Annotated in this window: 17 protein-coding genes; 5 read left to right on the top strand and 12 right to left on the bottom strand. The window is 67.8% G+C overall.

Annotated features, from left to right (window positions below):
- Nucleotides 1-64: 64 nt before the first annotated feature.
- The 4 genes from BAC01S_RS09920 to BAC01S_RS09905 all read right to left on the bottom strand — a co-directional run bounded on the left by BAC01S_RS09920 (nt 65) and on the right by BAC01S_RS09905 (nt 3,543).
- Complete coding sequence (locus tag BAC01S_RS09920) at nt 65-1,411, bottom strand: ATP-binding protein (protein WP_043201735.1); 1,347 nt, start codon at nt 1,409-1,411, stop codon at nt 65-67.
- Nucleotides 1,411-2,124: a response regulator gene (locus BAC01S_RS09915; protein ID WP_027794627.1), complete on the bottom strand. Its 714-nt coding sequence runs from the start codon at nt 2,122-2,124 to the stop codon at nt 1,411-1,413. Before BAC01S_RS09915 ends, BAC01S_RS09920 begins: the two co-directional genes overlap by 1 nt.
- A 56-nt stretch (nt 2,125-2,180) precedes the next feature.
- A complete protein-coding gene (locus BAC01S_RS09910) occupies nt 2,181-2,483 on the bottom strand; it encodes an EF-hand domain-containing protein (RefSeq protein ID WP_027794626.1) in 303 nt (100 codons plus the stop codon).
- Nucleotides 2,484-2,565: 82 nt separating this feature from the next.
- Complete coding sequence (locus BAC01S_RS09905; RefSeq protein ID WP_027794625.1) at nt 2,566-3,543, bottom strand: hypothetical protein; 978 nt, start codon at nt 3,541-3,543, stop codon at nt 2,566-2,568.
- A 387-nt stretch (nt 3,544-3,930) separates the two neighbouring features.
- On the opposite strand from BAC01S_RS09905, the gene BAC01S_RS09900 reads away from it, so the two are divergent.
- Both BAC01S_RS09900 and BAC01S_RS09895 read left to right on the top strand, forming a co-directional pair.
- Nucleotides 3,931-4,836, top strand: a complete 906-nt coding sequence (locus BAC01S_RS09900; RefSeq protein WP_027794624.1) for a sterol desaturase family protein — start codon at nt 3,931-3,933, stop codon at nt 4,834-4,836.
- A gap of 85 nt (nt 4,837-4,921) precedes the next feature.
- The gene (locus BAC01S_RS09895) at nt 4,922-5,656 is read left to right on the top strand and encodes an SDR family NAD(P)-dependent oxidoreductase (protein WP_245616551.1); all 735 of its coding nucleotides are present in this window, start codon (nt 4,922-4,924) and stop codon (nt 5,654-5,656) included.
- Nucleotides 5,657-5,722: 66 nt separating this feature from the next.
- Here the strand turns inward: BAC01S_RS09895 and BAC01S_RS35780 are convergent, their stop codons facing one another.
- From BAC01S_RS35780 to BAC01S_RS09875, 4 genes are all read right to left on the bottom strand, one after another.
- Nucleotides 5,723-6,100 (bottom strand): hypothetical protein, encoded by a 378-nt coding sequence (locus BAC01S_RS35780; RefSeq protein ID WP_027794622.1) that lies wholly within the window; start codon nt 6,098-6,100, stop codon nt 5,723-5,725.
- 115 nt (nt 6,101-6,215) lie between these two features.
- The gene (locus BAC01S_RS09885) at nt 6,216-7,661 is read right to left on the bottom strand and encodes a PepSY-associated TM helix domain-containing protein (RefSeq protein ID WP_027794621.1); all 1,446 of its coding nucleotides are present in this window, start codon (nt 7,659-7,661) and stop codon (nt 6,216-6,218) included.
- 38 nt (nt 7,662-7,699) lie between these two features.
- Nucleotides 7,700-10,135 (bottom strand): TonB-dependent receptor, encoded by a 2,436-nt coding sequence (locus tag BAC01S_RS09880; protein ID WP_245616550.1) that lies wholly within the window; start codon nt 10,133-10,135, stop codon nt 7,700-7,702.
- Nucleotides 10,136-10,225: 90 nt separating this feature from the next.
- A complete protein-coding gene (locus BAC01S_RS09875) occupies nt 10,226-10,597 on the bottom strand; it encodes a DUF2946 domain-containing protein (RefSeq protein ID WP_027794619.1) in 372 nt (123 codons plus the stop codon).
- Between the two features lie 185 nt (nt 10,598-10,782).
- Here BAC01S_RS09875 and BAC01S_RS09870 point away from each other — a divergent pair, with 185 nt between their 5' ends.
- Together BAC01S_RS09870 and BAC01S_RS09865 are read left to right on the top strand one after the other, a co-directional pair.
- Entirely contained in the window at nt 10,783-11,373 is a 591-nt protein-coding gene (locus BAC01S_RS09870) for a BPSL1445 family SYLF domain-containing lipoprotein (protein WP_027794618.1), read from the top strand.
- Between the two features lie 7 nt (nt 11,374-11,380).
- A complete protein-coding gene (locus BAC01S_RS09865) occupies nt 11,381-11,809 on the top strand; it encodes an acyl-CoA thioesterase (RefSeq protein WP_027794617.1) in 429 nt (142 codons plus the stop codon).
- A 49-nt stretch (nt 11,810-11,858) separates the two neighbouring features.
- On the opposite strand, the gene surE is transcribed toward BAC01S_RS09865, so the two are convergent.
- Complete coding sequence (surE, locus tag BAC01S_RS09860; RefSeq protein ID WP_027794616.1) at nt 11,859-12,641, bottom strand: 5'/3'-nucleotidase SurE; 783 nt, start codon at nt 12,639-12,641, stop codon at nt 11,859-11,861.
- Between the two features lie 239 nt (nt 12,642-12,880).
- Here surE and ydiK point away from each other — a divergent pair, with 239 nt between their 5' ends.
- Entirely contained in the window at nt 12,881-13,957 is a 1,077-nt protein-coding gene (gene ydiK / locus BAC01S_RS30835; protein ID WP_407667916.1) for an AI-2E family transporter YdiK, read from the top strand.
- Between the two features lie 146 nt (nt 13,958-14,103).
- Here ydiK and BAC01S_RS09850 read toward each other — a convergent pair whose 3' ends face one another.
- The 3 genes from BAC01S_RS09850 to BAC01S_RS09840 form a co-directional block, all read right to left on the bottom strand.
- Nucleotides 14,104-15,741 (bottom strand): AMP-binding protein, encoded by a 1,638-nt coding sequence (locus BAC01S_RS09850; RefSeq protein WP_027794615.1) that lies wholly within the window; start codon nt 15,739-15,741, stop codon nt 14,104-14,106.
- Nucleotides 15,742-15,806: 65 nt separating this feature from the next.
- Nucleotides 15,807-16,202 (bottom strand): RidA family protein, encoded by a 396-nt coding sequence (locus tag BAC01S_RS09845; RefSeq protein ID WP_027794614.1) that lies wholly within the window; start codon nt 16,200-16,202, stop codon nt 15,807-15,809.
- 39 nt (nt 16,203-16,241) lie between these two features.
- Entirely contained in the window at nt 16,242-17,426 is a 1,185-nt protein-coding gene (locus BAC01S_RS09840) for an acyl-CoA dehydrogenase family protein (RefSeq protein WP_027794613.1), read from the bottom strand.
- Between the last annotated feature and the right edge of the window lie 3 nt (nt 17,427-17,429).

The following is a 17,429-nucleotide window of genomic DNA, read 5'->3' as shown; positions in this document are numbered from 1 at the left end:
CGCGCCACGCGCAAATTATGTCGATTCATGTCACCGGAACGGTCGTGCGCAAACCTGGCGGCGTTCAGGCGCGCGGCATGCCGGGCGGCGCGGCGGGCGGGTCGAGCGGCAGGACGACGAGCGCTTCGAGGCCGCCGCCGTCGCGGTCGCGGAAGGTGAGCGAGCCGCCGTGCAGGCGCGCGATGCGATCGACGATCGCGAGCCCGAGGCCGGTGCCGCCCGAGTGCGTGCGCGCATTCGTGCCCCGGCTGAACGGCGCCTTCAGCCGTTCGAGTTCGGCGGCGCCGATGCCGCTGCCGCGGTCGCACACGGCCACGTGCGCGGCGCCGTGCGCGGCCCAGGTGCGCACGAGGAGGCCGCTGCGCCCATAGGCGACGGCGTTCTGCATGAGATTCATGATCAGGCGCATCACGGCGACGGGACGGAAGGCAAACGGCGGAATCGGGCCTTCCTCGAACTCGAATTCGTGCCCCAGCCCCACGAAATCCGCGACGAGCTGCCCTGTCAGCGCATTGATGTCCGCCACCTGGGGCGGCTCGCGCTCGCCGCTGCCCGCGTAGTCCATGAATTGCTGCAGGATCGTGTCGATTCGATCGAGATAGCTTTCCGACGAGGCCACCAGTGCATCGTTCGTGCCGCGCGGCAGGGCCATGGCGATGGCGAGGCGCAGCTTCGTGAGCGGCGTGCGGATGTCGTGCGACACGCCGGCCAGCATCAGCGCGCGCGTGGTTTCGGCCTGCTGCAGCGCCTCGGTCATCTGGTTGAACGCGCGGCTCACCTGGGCGATCTCGGTGGGGCCGTCGGTGGGCAGCGGCGGCGGGGTTTCGCCCGCGCTCAGGCGGCGCGCCGCGCGCGCGAGCTCGGCCAGCGGACGGTTCAGGTGCAACTGGATCAGATAGCCGGTCAGGGCCGCGAGCAGGGCGAGCACGAGCGAGAGGGCGAGCGTCGTCATGAGGCCGGCCGCCTGCGTGTCGGGCACCATCGGCATGGGCATCCACGCGGGCTCGCCCGCCGCGTGCAGGCGGATCCACAGACGCTGATCGGCGCCGCCCTGCCATTGCACGGGCATGTCGGCGGGCAGATGGCGCCGCAGTTGCGCGACGAAAACTTCGCGCTGCCACGTGCGGAAGAAGTTCAGGAGGCTGGGCGCCTGTGGGGGAATCGCGGGCGGCGGGTCGCGCTGGGCGTGAAGGCGCGCGGCGGCGGCGCGCCCTTCGGCGGGCGGCATGCCCGCAATCGCGCCGTCCAGCAGCATCACGTAGTCGGCGAAAATGGTCGAGGCGCGCTCGATGCGCGGGCGCTGCACGAAATGCAGCAGCACGGCGAGCGAGCACACCTGCGCGAGCGCGACGAGGATCACCAGCAGCGCGATATTGCGCGCGAGCAGCGAGCGCGGGAGCGTGGCGCGCATCACGCGTCGACGCCGGCCACGAGCATGTAGCCGATGCCCCAGACCGTCTTGATGAAGCGCGGCTTCGCCGGATCGTCTTCGACAATCTGGCGCAGCCGCAGGATCTGGACGTCCACGCTGCGGTCGAGCGCGTCATGGTCGCGGCCTCGCGCGCGGGCCAGCAGGTTTTCGCGGCTCACGGCGCGGTTCGGCGACGATCCCAGTGCGTGCAGCAGGAGCATCTGCGCCGAATGCACCTCGACAGGCCGGCCGTCGCGCATGAGCGTTTGCTTGCCGACATCGAAGGTGAAATCGCCGAAACGCAGCATTTGCGAGGTCACGGTCGGCTCGCCCGCCGCCATCTTCTGGCGGCGCAGCAGCGCGCGGATGCGCGCGATGAGTTCGTCGGGAAGGAAGGGTTTGGCGAGGTAGTCGTCGGCGCCGGTTTCGAGGCCGACGACCTTGTCGGCGGCGTCGCCCTTCGCCGTGAGCATGAGGATGGGCAGCGTCTGTCCTTCGGCGCGCAGACGCCTGCAGACGGTCAGCCCGTCCTCGGGCTCCATCATCAGATCGAGCACGAGCAGATCGTAGGGTTCGCGCTGCAGCAGGCGGTCGAGCTTCTTGCCGTCCGCCACCGCGCGCACCTGGAAGCCGTGGCCGCTCAGGAAGCGTTGCAGCATGTTGCGTAACTCTGCTTCGTCGTCGAGCACGACGATCCTGCTGGCCTGCTCCATCGGTGGTCTCCTGGCAACGTCTGGTCGCGCCTGATTGTGCCTGGTTGTGCCTGGTTTTAGCCGCCCTGGCGGGCCGCCATCTTCTGGCGCATGAAGTCCTCGATCTGCGCCAGCGTGACGTAGCCCTGCCGCTGCGTGTCGATCTCGTCGAAATGCTGGGCCACCATCGGCATGCCGGCCTGCGCCTGCGCGCGGGTCAGCTTGCCGTCGTGCGTGGTGTTCGCGCTTGCGAAACGCGTCTGCAACTGCGATATCGCGCGTTCGACACGGGCATTGTCGGCGCCCTGGGGCGGCATGCCCTGGGCCGAGGCCGCTGCTGAAACGATACACAAAACGAGCAGGGCAATCATCTTCTTCATGGGTTTCTCCGTGGGGTGGCCGGCATCCCTTGCCGGCCGGGTTGGGTTGAAAGCGGTGGAAAGCGGTTAAGCGGACTGCGGATCAGTTCCAGTGCGCGGGCACCCAGACGCCGCCTGCCCAGTGGGCCGGCACCCAGACGGCGGGGCGCGAGGCCGGCGCGACATAGACGCCGCGAGGCACGACGTAGACCGATTGCGGCACCGGGCGCGCGACATACACGACCCGCGGGGCCGGCGCGACGTAGACGACCTTGGGCGGCGGCGGGGGCACGACGACCACGGCCTTCGGCGGCGGCGGAACGACGACCACAGCCTTCGGCGGGGGCGGCGCGACATAAACCGTGGTCGCGGGGGGCGGCGGTGCCACCACCACCGGCGCGGGCGCCACGGCCACGCCCACGCCCACCGTTGTCACGGTGCCGCCGGCGACGACGGCCGTACCGCCTGTCGTTACCGTGCTGCCGTGCACGACCGTCGTGCCGCCCGAGGTGGTCACCACGCCGGGCGCGACGCGCGTCGCGCTGCCCGAATGCGTGACGGTGCCGCCGTCCGTGCCGGTCGCGGTGCCCGAGCGCGAGCAGGTGGAACCCGCGCAGTTCGTCGACGCCGAGTGGCTCACCGTATTGCCGCCCGACCCCGTGATCGTGCCCGACGACGAATACTGTCCCGGTGCGTCGCGCGTCACGCTGCCCGACGTCGAGGCGGTGCGTCCATCGGACCCGGTCATCGTGCCGGTATGCGAGCAGGTGCCGCTCGCGCAGCTCGTGTCGCCGGAGTGCTGCACCGAGCGGCCATTCGGGCCGACAGCGGTGCCGCTGTTCGAGAACTGGCCCGGCGCGGTGCGCGTGACGGTGCCGGTGTTGGTGGCGGCGCCGCCCCACGGCCCGACGGCGCCGCCCGCGTGCGAGCAGCTGCCGCCGCCGCACGAGCCCCAGTGGGCCGTGTTGTAGGTGCCGTGCGGCGTGTAGGCGGTGCCGTGGCCGGACCATCCGGCGAAGGCCGGCGTGCTTGCGAAGGCGAGCAGCGAAATGGCGGCGGCGGCGAGAGTGCGGGTCTTCATCAGAGGTCCTTGCGATTCGTTTCGGGTCACGCTTTGGCGTGTCCGCGGAACGAACTATAGGACCGGGACGCTCGCCAGTCGCGTCATAAACCATGTCGCGGTGTTACACCGCGGGACGGTCTTTCTGGCTACCCGATCCGGTGCATTTCCGGCGCCGCAGCCCGTGTGGCCCGTGCGCCCCGTGCGGCGGGCACGGACGGGAATCCGCCGAACGCCGTCGAGCGGCCCGCGCCCGTTTATGCCGTCGCTGCGGTTCTCGCGATGACATACGGCGACATAGTTTGTGCGTGGTTTTTCCGGGGCCGCGCTTCTAGAGTGCGTTTCATCCGACGCACCGGTGGCCCGATCCGCCCACGGCGTCTTCTTTCAACCGACAAAAGACTCATCATGATCACCACCGGAAAAATTGCGTACTACGTGACATTGTTCGTTATCGTCGTTTCGTTGATCGAAGCGTGCGTGCTGACGTGGCGCCAGCGCCGTGATCGTGCGCCGTTCGATTGGTATGAAGTCTGGCTCTCGCTGGCCGACGTCGCCGGGCGCAAGCTCTTCGCGCTCGTGCCAATTTCGCTCGCCGCCCCGGTCTTCGCCTTCGCCTGGGAGCACCGCCTTTACACGCTGCATTTCGACAGCGTCCTGCTCGCGTTGCTGATCTTCCTGGGCCAGGAGTTCTGCTACTACTGGTATCACCGCGCGTCGCACCGCATCCGGTTCTTCTGGGCGACGCATGCGGTGCACCACTCGCCCAATCAACTGACACTCTCTTCCGCGTATCGCCTCGGCTGGACCGGCAAGCTCACGGGGCCCGCCATATTCTTCGCGCCGCTCGTGTGGCTGGGCGTGCGCCCGGAAGTCGTGCTCGCGATCCTCTCGTTCAATCTGCTCTACCAATTCTGGCTGCATAACACCTGGATACCGAAGCTCGGCTGGTTCGAGTACGTGTTCAACACGCCCTCCGCGCATCGCGTGCATCATGCGTCGAATGTCGATTACCTCGACGCGAACTATGGCGGCGTGCTGATCGTGTTCGACCGGCTGTTCGGCACCTATGTCGCCGAACGTGCCGACGAACCCTGCCGCTATGGGCTCGTCACGCCCACGCGGTCGCGCAATCCGCTCGTGGTGGAGTTCGCGCACTGGGTCAGCCTGGCCCGTGACGTGGCCGCGGCGAAGACGCTGTGGGCGGCGCTGCGCCATGTGGTTCTGCCGCCGGGCTGGAGTCCGGACGGCAAAGGCACGACCACGGAAGAACTGCGCAGGCGCAGCCCCGTGACGGCGCGCAGCGAGGCCTGAGGCGGTGCTCGCATGCTTGAAGCGAATGGCGCGCTCGCATACAGTGCGCGCGCAGGCGGCCGACCGGCCGCGATGTTGAACCGAAATGGACGAGACGGCTATGGAAACGGGCGTAACAGGAGTCAAGGGCAAAGCGGTGGCGATCACGGGCGGCTTCGGCAGTCTGGGCGTCGCGACTGCGGCGTGGTTGATCGCGCGCGGCGCACGCGTGGCGCTCATCGGACGCGGCGCGGCACCCGCGAAGGACGCGCTGCCTCCGGGCGTTGGCGAAGCGGCTGGCATGGGCGGCGTCGATCTGACCGACGCCGCGGCCGCGCGCGAGGCGCTCGATGCCGTGAATACGCAACTGGGCGGGCTCGATGCGCTGCTCAATATCGCGGGCGCGTTCCGCTGGGAGACCGTGGCGGACGGCCATCCGGCCACGTGGGACCTGATGTTCGAACTGAACGTGAAGACGGCGCTGAACGCATCGCAGGCCGCGCTGCCGCATCTGCTGCGCGGCACGGCGGGGCGGATCGTGAATATCGGCGCGGGCGCCGGAGGGAAGGCCGGGCTCGGAACGGGCGCCTACGGGGCTTCGAAGGCCGGCGTCGCCCGGCTGACCGAGGCGCTTGCGGAGGAACTGAAGGACAAGGGCGTGACCGTCAACGCGGTTCTGCCCAGCATCATGGATACGCCGCAGAACCGCAAGGACATGCCCGATGCGGATTTCACGCGCTGGGTGGCGCCGCACGAGGTCGCGGCGCTCATTGGATTCTTGCTGTCGGCCGAGGCTCAGGCGATTACAGGGGCGCTGATTCCCGTGAACGGGCGCGTGTGAGCGTCAGACCGTTGCGCGGCGCCGGCCGCGCAACGGCAGTCCCGCTGACGGGGCAAGACCGGTCGGTCAACGGCCGCCGTGGGCGCCGCCCATACCGCCGCCCATGCTTCCACCCCATTGGCCGCCGCCGTGCCCGCCGCCGCCCCAGTGACCGCCGCCGCCGTGCCATCCTCCGTGCCAGCCGCCGCCATGCCATCCCCCGTGCCAGCCGTTGCCGTGCCACCAGTAGCCGTGATGGTAGTAGTAACCGCCGCCGCCGCCCCAGAAGCCGATGCCTACATCACCTGGGTAATAGCCGTAAGCGTACGGATAGGGATAGCCATACCCGTAATCGTTGTAATACGGATAGCCAGAGCCGTCGTAGTACGGATAGCCATATCCAGGTGCCACGGCGCAGCCGGCCAGCATGCCCGCTGCCACGAGTACAGAAATAAGCCGCAACACGATCTTCTCCGTCTGTTCTAATGCTTGGAAACAAAAGCACGGGGCCAGGTTCAAGCACAATTGTGTCGACAGTTTACCGGCTCGAACGACAGCGCGCTGAGACGGGCGCAGCGCGTCAGGAATTCGACAGCTTCAGGCGGTATCTCGAGGCCAGGCGGTCGATGATCCAGACGGCGAGGATCGTCGCGCCCATCAAGGGAAACACGACGCCGAGCGCAACAAGGCCCGCCTTCCACGCGCGCATGGGCGGCGCCATACGCTCGCGGGAGGGCGCGCCGAGTGTCCGCGAAGGCCGGCGCCGCCACCACATCACGAAGCCGGTCACGGCAAGGGCGCAGAGCCCGAGCGAGATCGCGGCGCAGATCGCTTGATTCAGGATGCCGAAGTATCGACCCATGTGCAGGGACGTGCCGTAAGCGATGGCTTGCGAGACGGCGCCGTAGTCGCGGTAGCGGATGTCCTTGAGCACCTTGCCGCTGTACTGATCGATATAGACGGTTCGCTCGTCCTTCGGATCGGGCGGGAAGTACGACACGGTATAGACGCCGGCGGGCGATGCGGGCAGCGCGACGTCATAGCCGCCCGGCACGCCGAGCCCCCGCATTTGCGTCACCACCTCGTCGAGCGTCCAGCGCGGCGGGCCGGCCTGGGGCCGGCCGGGCGAGCGCGGCACCGGCACGGCGCCGACGGCCCACGGCACGTTGGGCAACGGCAGGTCGTCCATCACCATGCCGGGCATCGCTTCCATGCCGTGCCCGGCGGGCTCGCTGCGGGCCGGCATGGACGATTTCATCGAAGCGTCGCCGCCCCAGGAGCCGGCCGGCGCGCCGAGGTCGGCGCGTGTGGCGAGGGCCTTGAAGTGCTTGCCCCACGAGCCGGTCCACGGCAGCCCCGTGACGACGAACGCGAGCGCGCCCACCGCGAGCCAGATGCCGATCACGCTATGCAGCCGCTTCCAGAACGGCCGGCCGCGAGGCGCAAGACGCGGGAGCAGCGCCGCGCGCCACGAGGCGCCCGCGCGCGGCCACCAGAGCGCGACGCCGGTGGCGATCATCACGAGCGTCCAGCAGGCGGCCAGCTCCATCAGCAACTCGCCGGGCTTGCCGAGCAGCAGCTTGCGATGCAGCATGCGATCGACCTGCATGAAGCGCCGGCCCACGTCGAGCGTGCCGAGCACCGTGCCCGTGTACGGATTCACGTATACGCTTTCTCGCGTTCCGCCGGGCGGCGCGAAGACGAATTCGGCGCTGCGCGCCGGGTCCGCTTCCACGTGAGCCCGGATCGGGCGCGCGTCGCGGGGCAGTGCGGCGCGTGCGCGGCCGAGCAGCGTGTCGACGGACAGGCGCGGCGTTGCCGCGGGTTCGACCACGAGGCGATGCGGATATAGAAGCGGCTCGATCTGCGGCTGGAAGCAGTAGATCGTGCCGGTGATCCCCAGCACGATCAGGAGCGGCATGACGAAGAGGCCGGCGTAGAAGTGCCAGCGCCACAGCGTGCGATAGCCGGGATGAACGGCGCCGGATGCGGCGCGAGCGGGGGAAGCGGGCAGCGAAGCGGACATCGGGGGCTCCTTTCAGGAAGGCTCGGGCGGCGCGGCGCTCAGAGGCGCAGCTTCGCCTCGCAGTAGAACGTGCGGCCGGGATAGGGGTGATAGACGAAGTAGCGTTCGTCGAAGAGGTTGTCGACGCCCACGCCGATCTCGCTCGTCTTCGTGGGCCTGAACGTGAACTTCACGTCGGCGACCGTGTAGCTGCTGGTGCCGCCAAAGACGTTCGGGTTCGTGTCGGCGTTGGTGAGCGTGTTGTACTGGCGCCCTGAATAGCGCGCGGCGAGCGTGAGCGCCGCGCGTGCGTCGAAGCGGTAGGTGGCCACGAGGTTCGCGCGCCAAAGGGGAATCCGGTAGAAGTACTTACCGACGCTTGCCGGGTTCTGCGCGTTCTCGAGAATCTTCGACTGCGTGTACGCCACGCTTGCCGCGAGGTCGAATCCGTCGATACCCACGTCCTCGCCCTGGTAACTCGTTTCCACACCGCGCGAGCGCACCTTGCCGATATTCTGGAAACTCGTGACGTTCGGAATGACGGTGGTGTCGGTCTGGCTGAAGATCGTGTTCTTCACGTCGTCCTGGAACAGGGAAAGGCGGAAGATCCCGTTCCAGTGCGCCCATTCGGCGGTCAGCTCTTTCGAGAGGTCGTCTTCGGGGCGCAGGTTCGGATTGTTGTTGACGAGGGACGAGCCGTTCACCTGGCCCTGGAACAGTTCGCTCGCCGTCGGGAAACGGTAGGCGCGGCCGATCGAGGCGCGCAGCGTGAGGTCGTCGGTGAGGTCGAACGAGAGCGAGGCTTTGGGCGAGACATGCTGGTCGCTCGCGTTCGCATACGGCACCGTCGAACCGCCCAGCGCCTGATAGCCGTCGTAGGCGCGCCAGTCCTCCCAGCGCAGGCCGTACACGAACTTCCAGCGCGGCAGGAAACGCCAGGCGTCCTGGGCATAGAGCGCCTGGGTCTGCGTTTTGCCGGCGAAAGCGTTCGCGAAGCTGCTTGCGCCGCCGTCGCGCCACGCGAGCGTGTTGTACGTCGGGTTGTCGAGGAAATAGTTGTCGTAGTGGTAGCCGAGCGTGAGCCAGTGCGCGCCGAGCCCGGCGTTCGGCCTGGCGGGCGTCCACGTCGCCTTCAGGTCGAGCGTTTTCCAGCCGGTGCCGTCGCCGAACGTCACGACGCCGGGACCGTCGCCCGGGCCGCCCTGGTTGGCCGTGCGCGCGACGCTGGTTGAAACATCGTAGTACGAAGCAGTTGCCTCGGCATTCCAGCCGGTTGCCTGATGCGTGCGCAGCGTTGCGCCGTAAAGCCAGTTTTCGCTCCACCCAAGGCTGGGTGCGAGGGCGACCGCGGGGATGGTGTATTCGTAGCCGTCGATCGCGACCTTGCCGCTGTAGACGGGATTGCCGTTCGCGTCGTAGAGGAAGGTCGAGGTGCTGCTGTTGTAGCTCTGGTGCCAGTAGCCCAGCGTCACGCCGCCCTGCACGGTGGGCGTGAAGTCGTACTGCATGCGCAGCTTGAACTGGTCCTGGATCGTATGTTCGATGCCTTCGCCGTTCACGCCCAGCACGGCGGTGGGGGCGTTGGTCTGGTTGTTGTAGAAGTACGCGCCGTGAACCGGCGTATCGCCAGGGTTCGCGGGCGTGGCCGACTGCGCAAGCGTGGCGAACTGCAGCGGCTGGCTCGTGTTTTCGAGGTGGTTGACGCCCAGCAGGTAGGAGAACTTACCGATGCGGTCGCCTATCGAGGCGCTCGTTTCGCTGCCGTTGAAGTTCTGGTTTACGCCGTAGAGATTGAAGTGCTGCGTGAACGCCTTGACGTCGGCGTCGGCCTCGAAGTGCGTCGGCATGCGCGTCGTGATCAGCACGGTGGCGCCGAGCGAGTTGCCTGGGTAGAGCACCGAAAACGGCCCGTAGATCACATCGACCTGCTGGATCTGGTCGGGGAACACCATCGACCAGCGCGGCGGGAATGCGTAGCTGTTGCCGAGCAGGTTCGACAGCAGGAGGCCGTCGGCATAGACGAGGCCGCGCGCGCTTTGCGTGTTGCTCGTGCCCCGCACGGCGATGATCGAGTTGAGGTCGCCGATGAAGCGCTTGCGCACCGCGAGGTTGGGCAGGTACTTCAGCACGTCTTCGGTGTTGACGACGTTCCATTGATCGAACTGCGCGGGCGTTACGGTTTCGACCGTGGCCGGCAGGTTCGGATCGACGGCGGGCGTGGGCGCGCCGCCCGTGTCGCCGGCCGGTGCGCTGACCCTGACGGCCGGCAGCACGGCCGTAACGGCGGCGCTCTGGGCGACTGTGGCGGACGGGGGAGCGATATCGTCCGCCCAGGCGGCGGACGCGGCGAAGGACAGGGCGAGGGGAAGCGGCAGCAGGCCGAGCGAGCCGGCGTGCGTGCGCGGCAATGCAGGCGGCAAAATGCGCGGCAATATACGTGGCAAAACGCGCTCGCGCAGGCGGGCGCATCCGCGGCGCGAATCGGACGTGGACATGAAAGCGGTTTCCTGGATGCGTTGGACGAGCGGCCGTGCGCGCGCCCGGACGATAACGGGGCGCGGCAGGACGACCGATGACGGCGGCGATCAGGAAACGGCGGGCGGGCCGCGCGGACGGCCGGAAGGGAAGGCGCCGAGCGGCGTGAAGCGGGTGGACAGCGCCGCGACGGTGTCCACCGTGACGAGGCGCGTGGCGGCAAGCTCAGGCGGCGCGAGCGGTGTGATCGCGGCCTGATGCTGGAGCAGATGGCAGTAGCCGCAGGCGCCGAAAGCGTCGTCGGGCGACAGATGCTGGGCCGTCGAGTCCCGCTGGACGGCGGAGCACAGGACGACCGCGGTGTCGGGATCGTGCGCGCGATGCGCGGCGAGGAGCTGGCTCACGAGCGGCGCGAGCACGATGAGCCACATGGCGACGAGGCCAAGCCATGCGGTCAGCAGTGCGTGCTTGCGTGGATTCATGAATTTGAAAGGAAAATCGGCGCGAAGTGTAACATGGCCGAGGATTTCTCCGGGTTTCCTCGGGAGCGGGCGAACTCGATGCGGGTTGCATGGTCTTATCTCGCCAGTGCAGGAGCGCCCGCGAACGTGACGGGCGTCACGAAGGCAACTAAGATCCATCTCCAGGACACGACAGGAACCCCTCTATGCGCCGACGCCAATTCCTCCTTCATACGAGCGCCGTGCTCGCAACCGGCAGCCTCGCTCTCGCGGGTTGCACGACCACCTCGCTCGACGGCGGCGACACCTCCGCGCAAAACGCGGCGAAGCGCCAGAGCATCGACGCGGACGTGGACGCCACGCTCGCACGTCTCTACAGCACGGTGAACGGTTCGCGCGAGCTGCTTTCGAGGGCCAACGGCATTCTGGTGTTTCCCAGCGTGATTTCTGCGGGCTTCTGGATCGGCGGGCAGTACGGCACCGGCGCACTGCGCGTGGACGGCCGAACGACGGGCTACTACAGCACCGTGGCCGGCTCGTTCGGCCTGCAGATCGGGGCGCAGTCGAAGGCCATCATCTTCGCCTTCATGAACCACGAGGCGCTCGACAGTTTCCTGAACAGCCAGGGCTGGTCGGCCGGCGCGGACGCGACGGTCGCCGTGGTGACGGTAGGCGCGAACGGCAACGTCGATACCTCGACCGCGACCAGCCCGGTCGAAGCCTTCGTGCTGACCAATGCCGGACTGATGGCCGGCGTGTCGCTGGAAGGGGTGAAGGTGTCGCGGCTCGTGATCTGATATGAGCATGCCCGCCCATACCTACGCGCAGAAGCACAAGATCCGCTTTTCCGAATGCGATCCCGCCGGGATCGTGTTCTATCCGCAGTACTTCATCCTGTTCAACGACCTGATCGAGTCGTGGATCGATACGCTGATGCCGGAGGGCTATCACGGCGTGATCGGTGCGCGCCGTGTCGGCATGCCGACCGTGCATGTCGAGGCGGATTTCAAGGCGATCAGCAGGATGGGCGAGGAGGTGTGGCTCTCGCTCGACGTCGAGCGGATCGGCGAAGCCTCGCTCACGCTCGCGTGGGCCTGCACGGGCGCGGACGGCGTGCTGCGCATGGCGGCGCGCCAGACCATCGTGACGACGTCGCTCGATACGCATCGGGCGATTGCCATTCCGGGCGATCTGCGCGCGGCGATCGAGCGGTCGGCGGCGGCCGGCCGCTGATCTTTTCAGGCGCCTCGCTCGTCGCCTGGCCGCCGGTCGACCGCATTGACTAACCCGCGAGTGCGGCCGTGAAACGCTCGAATGCGCGTTCGTCGGTGCGCTCGAAGTGCAGCGGCGTGACCGAGATACGGCCGGCATGGATTGCCGCCGTTTCCGTATCGGGGCCGTTCTCGCGCGGGCCGCGCGTGAAGCGCAGCCAGTGGTAGTCGATGCCGCGCGGGTCGATCTGCGGCACCACGTCGATGCCCTGGACGAGCCCCACGCCCTGGCGCGTGATGGTGAGCGGGCCTGCCGCGCTCGCGTCGATGTCGGGAAAGTTGACGTTCAGGCAGACGGGCCGGTCGTGCGTGACGGCCGCGAGGCGCCGGATCGTCTCGGGCGCGAGGGCGCGCGCCGTGTCCCAGCGCACGTGCTCGCGGTCGCGGAAGGTCTGGCTGAGCGCGATCGACGGCAGACCAAGCAGCAGGCCGGTCATGGCCGCGCCGACGGTGCCGGAAAACATCGTTTCCACGCCCAGGTTGGCGCCGCGGTTGATGCCCGAGAGCACGAGCGTAGGCGTTACGTCGCCCATCAGATGGCGCACGGCCATCACCACGCAGTCGCCGGGTGTGCCGAGCACGCCGAAGCGCCGCTCGCCGCGGCGGCTCACGCGCAGCGGCGAGTGCAGGCTGATCGAGTGCGAGGTGCCGCTCTGGTCGTGCTCCGGCGCCACGACCCAGACTTCGTGCGCGAGTTCGGCCGCGACGGCTTCGAGCACGGCAAGGCCGGGGGCGTCGATGCCGTCGTCGTTGGTGAGCAGGACGCAGGGGAGTTTCTGATCGGAAGCGGGCATGGCGAGTCTCTTTCGGGGTGGGGCGCGCGGGTTGGCAGCGCGGCAGTCTGTCGGTCTGACGTTAGAGGCGCGGAAGCGGCCATTATCGAAGATAAAGGGCCACTGTGCGACGGATTCGGATCCATCCGGGATAGACTAGCGCGTCGGCTCGCGCCGCCGGACCGTGCTTTCCGGTGCGAGGACCGCCATGCCTTTTTGTGACCGTTGTGATGATGCGGCCCGCGCCGCAAGGAGACCCCGTGAAGCAGCAAGACCTGCCAGACATTGCTCGAGCGCTGTTCGTCGTTGCGATTCTCTGCGCATTGACGGTCGGCTCCCTGTACGTCATGCGCCCGTTCATTCCAGGGCTCATCTGGGCGACGATGATCGTCGTCGCCACGTGGCCCGCGATGCTCGCGGTCCAACGTCGCCTCGGCAACCGGCGCGGGCTGGCCACGCTCGTCATGCTGCTGATCCTGCTGGTCGTGATCGTCCTGCCGCTCTATGAAGCGATCTCGACGCTCGCGGAGCACGGCGCCGAGATCATGGGTGTGATTCGCAAGCTGCCCGAGTACGCTTTGCCGCCGCCGCCCACCTGGGTTCATGAGGTGCCGATGGTCGGCTCCCGCGTGGCCGACGAATGGCAGACGCTCTCGGACGCCGGCCCCGGCGGATTGCTCGCGCGGCTCGAGCCCTATGTCTCCATCGCCGCGCACTGGCTCATCGGCCACGCTGCTTCGGTGGGCGTATTCGTCATCCACATGGTTATCACCGTGGTCATTACCGGCGTGCTGTACACGCAGGGCGAGAGTGCGGCTGCCTTCGTCACGCGCTTCGCGGAGCGCGTGGGTCCGCGCTACGGCGCGGAGGCCGTGCGCCTCGCAGGCGCGTCGATCCGTGCAGTGGCGCTTGGCATCGTCGTGACGGCGGTGCTTCAGTCCGCGCTCGGCGGCATTGGTCTCGTGGTGGCCGGCGTGCCGGGCGCGGGCGTGCTCACCGCCCTGATGCTCATGTTGTGCCTCGCGCAGATCGGTCCCGGACTGCCGCTGTTCGGCGGCGCGATCTGGCTGTTCGTTCACGACGCGCACGTGGCGGCGATCCTGCTCGCCATCTGGTCGGTCATGGTCGTCATGCTCGACAACTTCGTGCGCCCCGTGCTGATCCGGCGCGGCGTGAACCTCTCGATGCTGCTGATTCTCTCGGGGGTGCTGGGCGGTATGTTCGCGTTCGGCATCGTGGGGCTCTTCATCGGCCCGGCGATTCTGGCGGTGTCCTCTACGCTCTTGACCGCCTGGATCGACAAGACGTCGCCGCCTTCCATCGAGATCTCCGAATGAGTCCGTCTTGCCGCCCGGTTTTTCGCGGGCGGCAAGACGGGCAAGAGGCGAGTTCGCTGAAACAAGTCAGATAGTTGGATATTTAACGTATTACGTTGGATTATTGATTGATTTGAGCAGCATGCCGCAACGGGCCGCCCCGGTGATCACATCGCGCGCAACGCCGCACGCTTCAGCTTGCCGGTTTCCGTGCGCGGGAGAGCGTCCATGAACGCGATGACGCGCGGATATTTGTACGCGGCAACCGCGTTCTTCACGAAGTTCTGCAGCTCGCCGACCATCGCTTCGTCGCCCTTGTAGCCCGGCCTCAGCACGATAAAGGCTTTCACCACCTGCCCGCGCAATTCGTCAGGCGCGCCGATCACCCCGCACTCGGCCACAGCCGGATGCTGCATGAGCACGGTTTCCACTTCGGGGCCCGCGATGTTGTAGCCCGAGGAGACGATCATGTCGTCGGCGCGAGCCTGGTAGTACACATAGCCGTCCGCATCGATCGAAACCGCGTCGCCCGGCAGATTCCAGCCGTCGCGCACGAACTTCATCTGCCGTTCGTCGGCCAGATAGCGGCAGCCCGTTGGGCCTCTCACGGCGAGGTGGCCGGTCACGCCCGGCGCGACCGGTTGGAGCGCGTCGTCGAGGGCCTGCACGATATAGCCCGGCACGGCGCGGCCGATCGACCCTGGCCGCACCTCGGCGCCGGCCGAGGAGATGAAGATATGGATCATTTCCGTGCCGCCGATGCCGTCCACCATCTCGATGCCCGTCGCTGCGCGCCAGAGCTCGCGCGTGGCTTGCGGCAATGCCTCGCCCGCGGAAACCGTCCTGCGCAAGCTCGACAGATCGGCGTCTTTCGCGAGCGGAGCCATTTGCCGGTAGAAGGTGGGGGCGGTGAAGACGATGGTCGCGCCGAACCGCTCGATAGCCTGCAGCAGGAGCGCGGGCGTGAGCTTCTCGATCAGCACGGTCGAGGCGCCCACGCGCAGCGGAAAGCACAACAGGCCGCCCAGTCCGAACGTAAACGCGAGCGGCGGCGTGCCGCAGAACACATCGTCGGCCGTGGGCTTCAAGACATGGCGCGGGAAGAGATCGCACATCGCGAGCACGTCGCGATGAAAATGCATGCAGCCCTTCGGCGTGCCCGTCGTGCCGCTCGTGAAAGCGATCAGGCACACGTCGTCGGCCGCCGTGTCGCAGGCGGCGAACGTTGCCGGCTTGCCGGCCGCGAGACTCTCCAGGCTGCCCGGCGCGTCGTCGTGGAAGTAGCGCACCTGCTTGAGGTCCGCACAGAAGAACTCGTCGGCGGGGTCCGTGCAGCGCGCCAGTTCGTCGGCGAGCCGCACGTCGCACAGCGCCGCGCCGACCTGGGCCTTGTCGACGATCTGCTTCAGCTCCTTTGCGCGCAAGAGCGGCATGGTGGGCACCACCACGAGCCCCGCCTTCAGCGCGGCGAGCAGCGCCACGGCCATCTGCAGCGTGTTGGGGCCGCGCAGCAGCACGCGGTTGCCGGGCACGAGGCCCATGTCCTCGACGAGGACGTGCGCGCTGCGATCTACCAGCGCGCGCAGTTGCGCATAGGTCGTGGCCTCGGGCTTGCCGTCGACGTCGGACCAGATGGCCGGCGCCGCGCCGCGTCCCATCTCGATCGCGCGGTCCAGCAGTTCCACTGCGCAATTGAGCCGCGCCGGGTAGGCGACATCGGGATTGTCGAGCAGCAGCGCGGGCCACTGCGATTCGGCCGGTAGGTGGTCGCGGGCGAAGGTATCGACGTGGGCTGTCGCTTCCATGACGTCTCCAACATGGGTTCGTACTGTCTGTTGCCGTTTCTGAGGGTGTCGTTCAGGCGCTGCGTTTAGTCGGGAATCACCGCAGTGGCTTCGATTTCGACCTTCGCGTCGTCCTCGATCAGCGCGGCTACCTGGATGGCGCTCATCGCAATGTCGTAGTCGCCGATCAGCTCGCGAAACGCTCCGCCGATCTCCTTGAGCGCCGCGAGGTACTCGCGCTTGTCGGTGACGTACCACGTCATGCGCACGAGATGCTCTGGCTTGCCGCCCGCCGCTTCGAGCACGGCGACGATGTTACGCAGCGCCTGCACGGCCTGGGCGCCGAACTCGCGGCTCGTGAACCGGGCGTTCTCGTCCCAGCCGATCTGGCCGGCGATAAAGACTTGCGTGCCGCTTGCGGCGACGCCGTTTGCATAACCGCGGGGCTTGACCCAGCCGGCGGGAAGAAGCGCTTTTTTCATGTGTCGTCCGATTCGATGTATGGCGATTGCAGAGCGGGCTTATGCGCCGGCGTGGGCCTTGAGCAGGTCGCGCCCCACGATCAGTTGCTGCACCTCCGTCGCGCCTTCGTAGATGCGCAGCGAGCGGATCTCGCGATAGAGCGTCTCCACCGTGTTGCCGCTTTGCACGCCCATGCCGCCCCAGATCTGCACGGCCGCGTCGATCACCTGCTGCGCGCCTTCGCTGGCGTGCCACTTCGCCATCGCGGCCTCACGCGTGACGCTTTCGCCCTGGTCGCGCAGCCAGGCCGCGCGGTAGACGAGCAGGGCGCTGCTGTCGATCGTCAGCGCCATCTGCGCGAGCTTTGCCTGGGTCAACTGAAAATCGCCGAGGGTCTGCCCGAACATCTTGCGCGAAGCAGCGCGCGAAAGGCCTTCGGCCAGCGCGCGGCGAGCGAATCCCAGCGAGGCCGCCGCCACGGACGTGCGGAAAATATCGAGCGTGCGCATGGCGATCTTGAAGCCTTCGCCGGGCACGCCGAGCATCTGGCTGCGTTTCACGCGCGCGCCCGTGAAACGCAGGCGTGCGAGCGGATGCGGGGCGATCACGTCGATGCGCTCGGCGATTTCGAGCCCCGGCGCATCGGCATCCACGATGAAAGCGCTGATGCCGCGCGAGCCCGGCGCTTCGCCGGTGCGGGCGAACACCACGTAGAAGTCGGCGATGCCGCCGTTCGAAATCCACGTCTTCTCGCCGTCCAGCACATAGTCGTCGCCGTCCGCGCGCGCGGCGAGCGCCATGGCCGCGACATCGGAGCCCGCCTCCGGTTCCGAGAGCGCGAACGCGGCGAGCGCTTCGCCGCGCGCTACACGCGGCAGATAGCGCGACTTCTGCGCATCGGTGCCCGCCAGCGAAATGGCGCCGGAGCCGAGGCCCTGCATCGCCAGAGCGAAGTCGGCGAGGCCCGAGTGTTTGGCGAGCGTCTCGCGCAGCAGGCACACGGCGCGCGTATCGATCGTGTCGCCGTGGCCGCCGTAGGCGGTGCCGCCTACGCCGTAGCTCAGCCAGCCCGCGTCGCCGAGCTTGCGCACGAGCGCGCGGCAGGTGGCGTCGACGTCGTCGTGCGGAACATGGGCGAGATGCTCGTGCGACCAGGCTTCGATGCCGGCGGCGAGCGCGCGGTGGCGCGCTTCGAAGAACGGCCAGGCGATGGCGTCGTGCGGATTGAATTCAGCGGATGCCATCTC

Source organism: Paraburkholderia acidipaludis NBRC 101816 (assembly GCF_000684975.1).
GTDB lineage: Bacteria > Pseudomonadota > Gammaproteobacteria > Burkholderiales > Burkholderiaceae > Paraburkholderia > Paraburkholderia acidipaludis.
This window is presented reverse-complemented; position numbering and strand designations above follow the sequence as displayed.

What these genes read in the sequence shown, in the direction of transcription:
- BAC01S_RS09920 (WP_043201735.1), bottom strand. Translation starts at nt 1,411, where the DNA reads ATGCGCGCCACGCTCCCGCGCTCGCTGCTCGCGCGCAATATCGCGCTG.
- BAC01S_RS09915 (WP_027794627.1), bottom strand. Translation starts at nt 2,124, where the DNA reads ATGGAGCAGGCCAGCAGGATCGTCGTGCTCGACGACGAAGCAGAGTTA.
- BAC01S_RS09910 (WP_027794626.1), bottom strand. Translation starts at nt 2,483, where the DNA reads ATGAAGAAGATGATTGCCCTGCTCGTTTTGTGTATCGTTTCAGCAGCG.
- BAC01S_RS09905 (WP_027794625.1), bottom strand. Translation starts at nt 3,543, where the DNA reads ATGAAGACCCGCACTCTCGCCGCCGCCGCCATTTCGCTGCTCGCCTTC.
- BAC01S_RS09900 (WP_027794624.1), top strand. Translation starts at nt 3,931, where the DNA reads ATGATCACCACCGGAAAAATTGCGTACTACGTGACATTGTTCGTTATC.
- BAC01S_RS09895 (WP_245616551.1), top strand. Translation starts at nt 4,922, where the DNA reads ATGGACGAGACGGCTATGGAAACGGGCGTAACAGGAGTCAAGGGCAAA.
- BAC01S_RS09885 (WP_027794621.1), bottom strand. Translation starts at nt 7,661, where the DNA reads ATGTCCGCTTCGCTGCCCGCTTCCCCCGCTCGCGCCGCATCCGGCGCC.
- BAC01S_RS09880 (WP_245616550.1), bottom strand. Translation starts at nt 10,135, where the DNA reads ATGTCCACGTCCGATTCGCGCCGCGGATGCGCCCGCCTGCGCGAGCGC.
- BAC01S_RS09875 (WP_027794619.1), bottom strand. Translation starts at nt 10,597, where the DNA reads ATGAATCCACGCAAGCACGCACTGCTGACCGCATGGCTTGGCCTCGTC.
- BAC01S_RS09870 (WP_027794618.1), top strand. Translation starts at nt 10,783, where the DNA reads ATGCGCCGACGCCAATTCCTCCTTCATACGAGCGCCGTGCTCGCAACC.
- BAC01S_RS09865 (WP_027794617.1), top strand. Translation starts at nt 11,381, where the DNA reads ATGCCCGCCCATACCTACGCGCAGAAGCACAAGATCCGCTTTTCCGAA.
- surE (WP_027794616.1), bottom strand. Translation starts at nt 12,641, where the DNA reads ATGCCCGCTTCCGATCAGAAACTCCCCTGCGTCCTGCTCACCAACGAC.
- BAC01S_RS09850 (WP_027794615.1), bottom strand. Translation starts at nt 15,741, where the DNA reads ATGGAAGCGACAGCCCACGTCGATACCTTCGCCCGCGACCACCTACCG.
- BAC01S_RS09845 (WP_027794614.1), bottom strand. Translation starts at nt 16,202, where the DNA reads ATGAAAAAAGCGCTTCTTCCCGCCGGCTGGGTCAAGCCCCGCGGTTAT.
- BAC01S_RS09840 (WP_027794613.1), bottom strand. Translation starts at nt 17,426, where the DNA reads ATGGCATCCGCTGAATTCAATCCGCACGACGCCATCGCCTGGCCGTTC.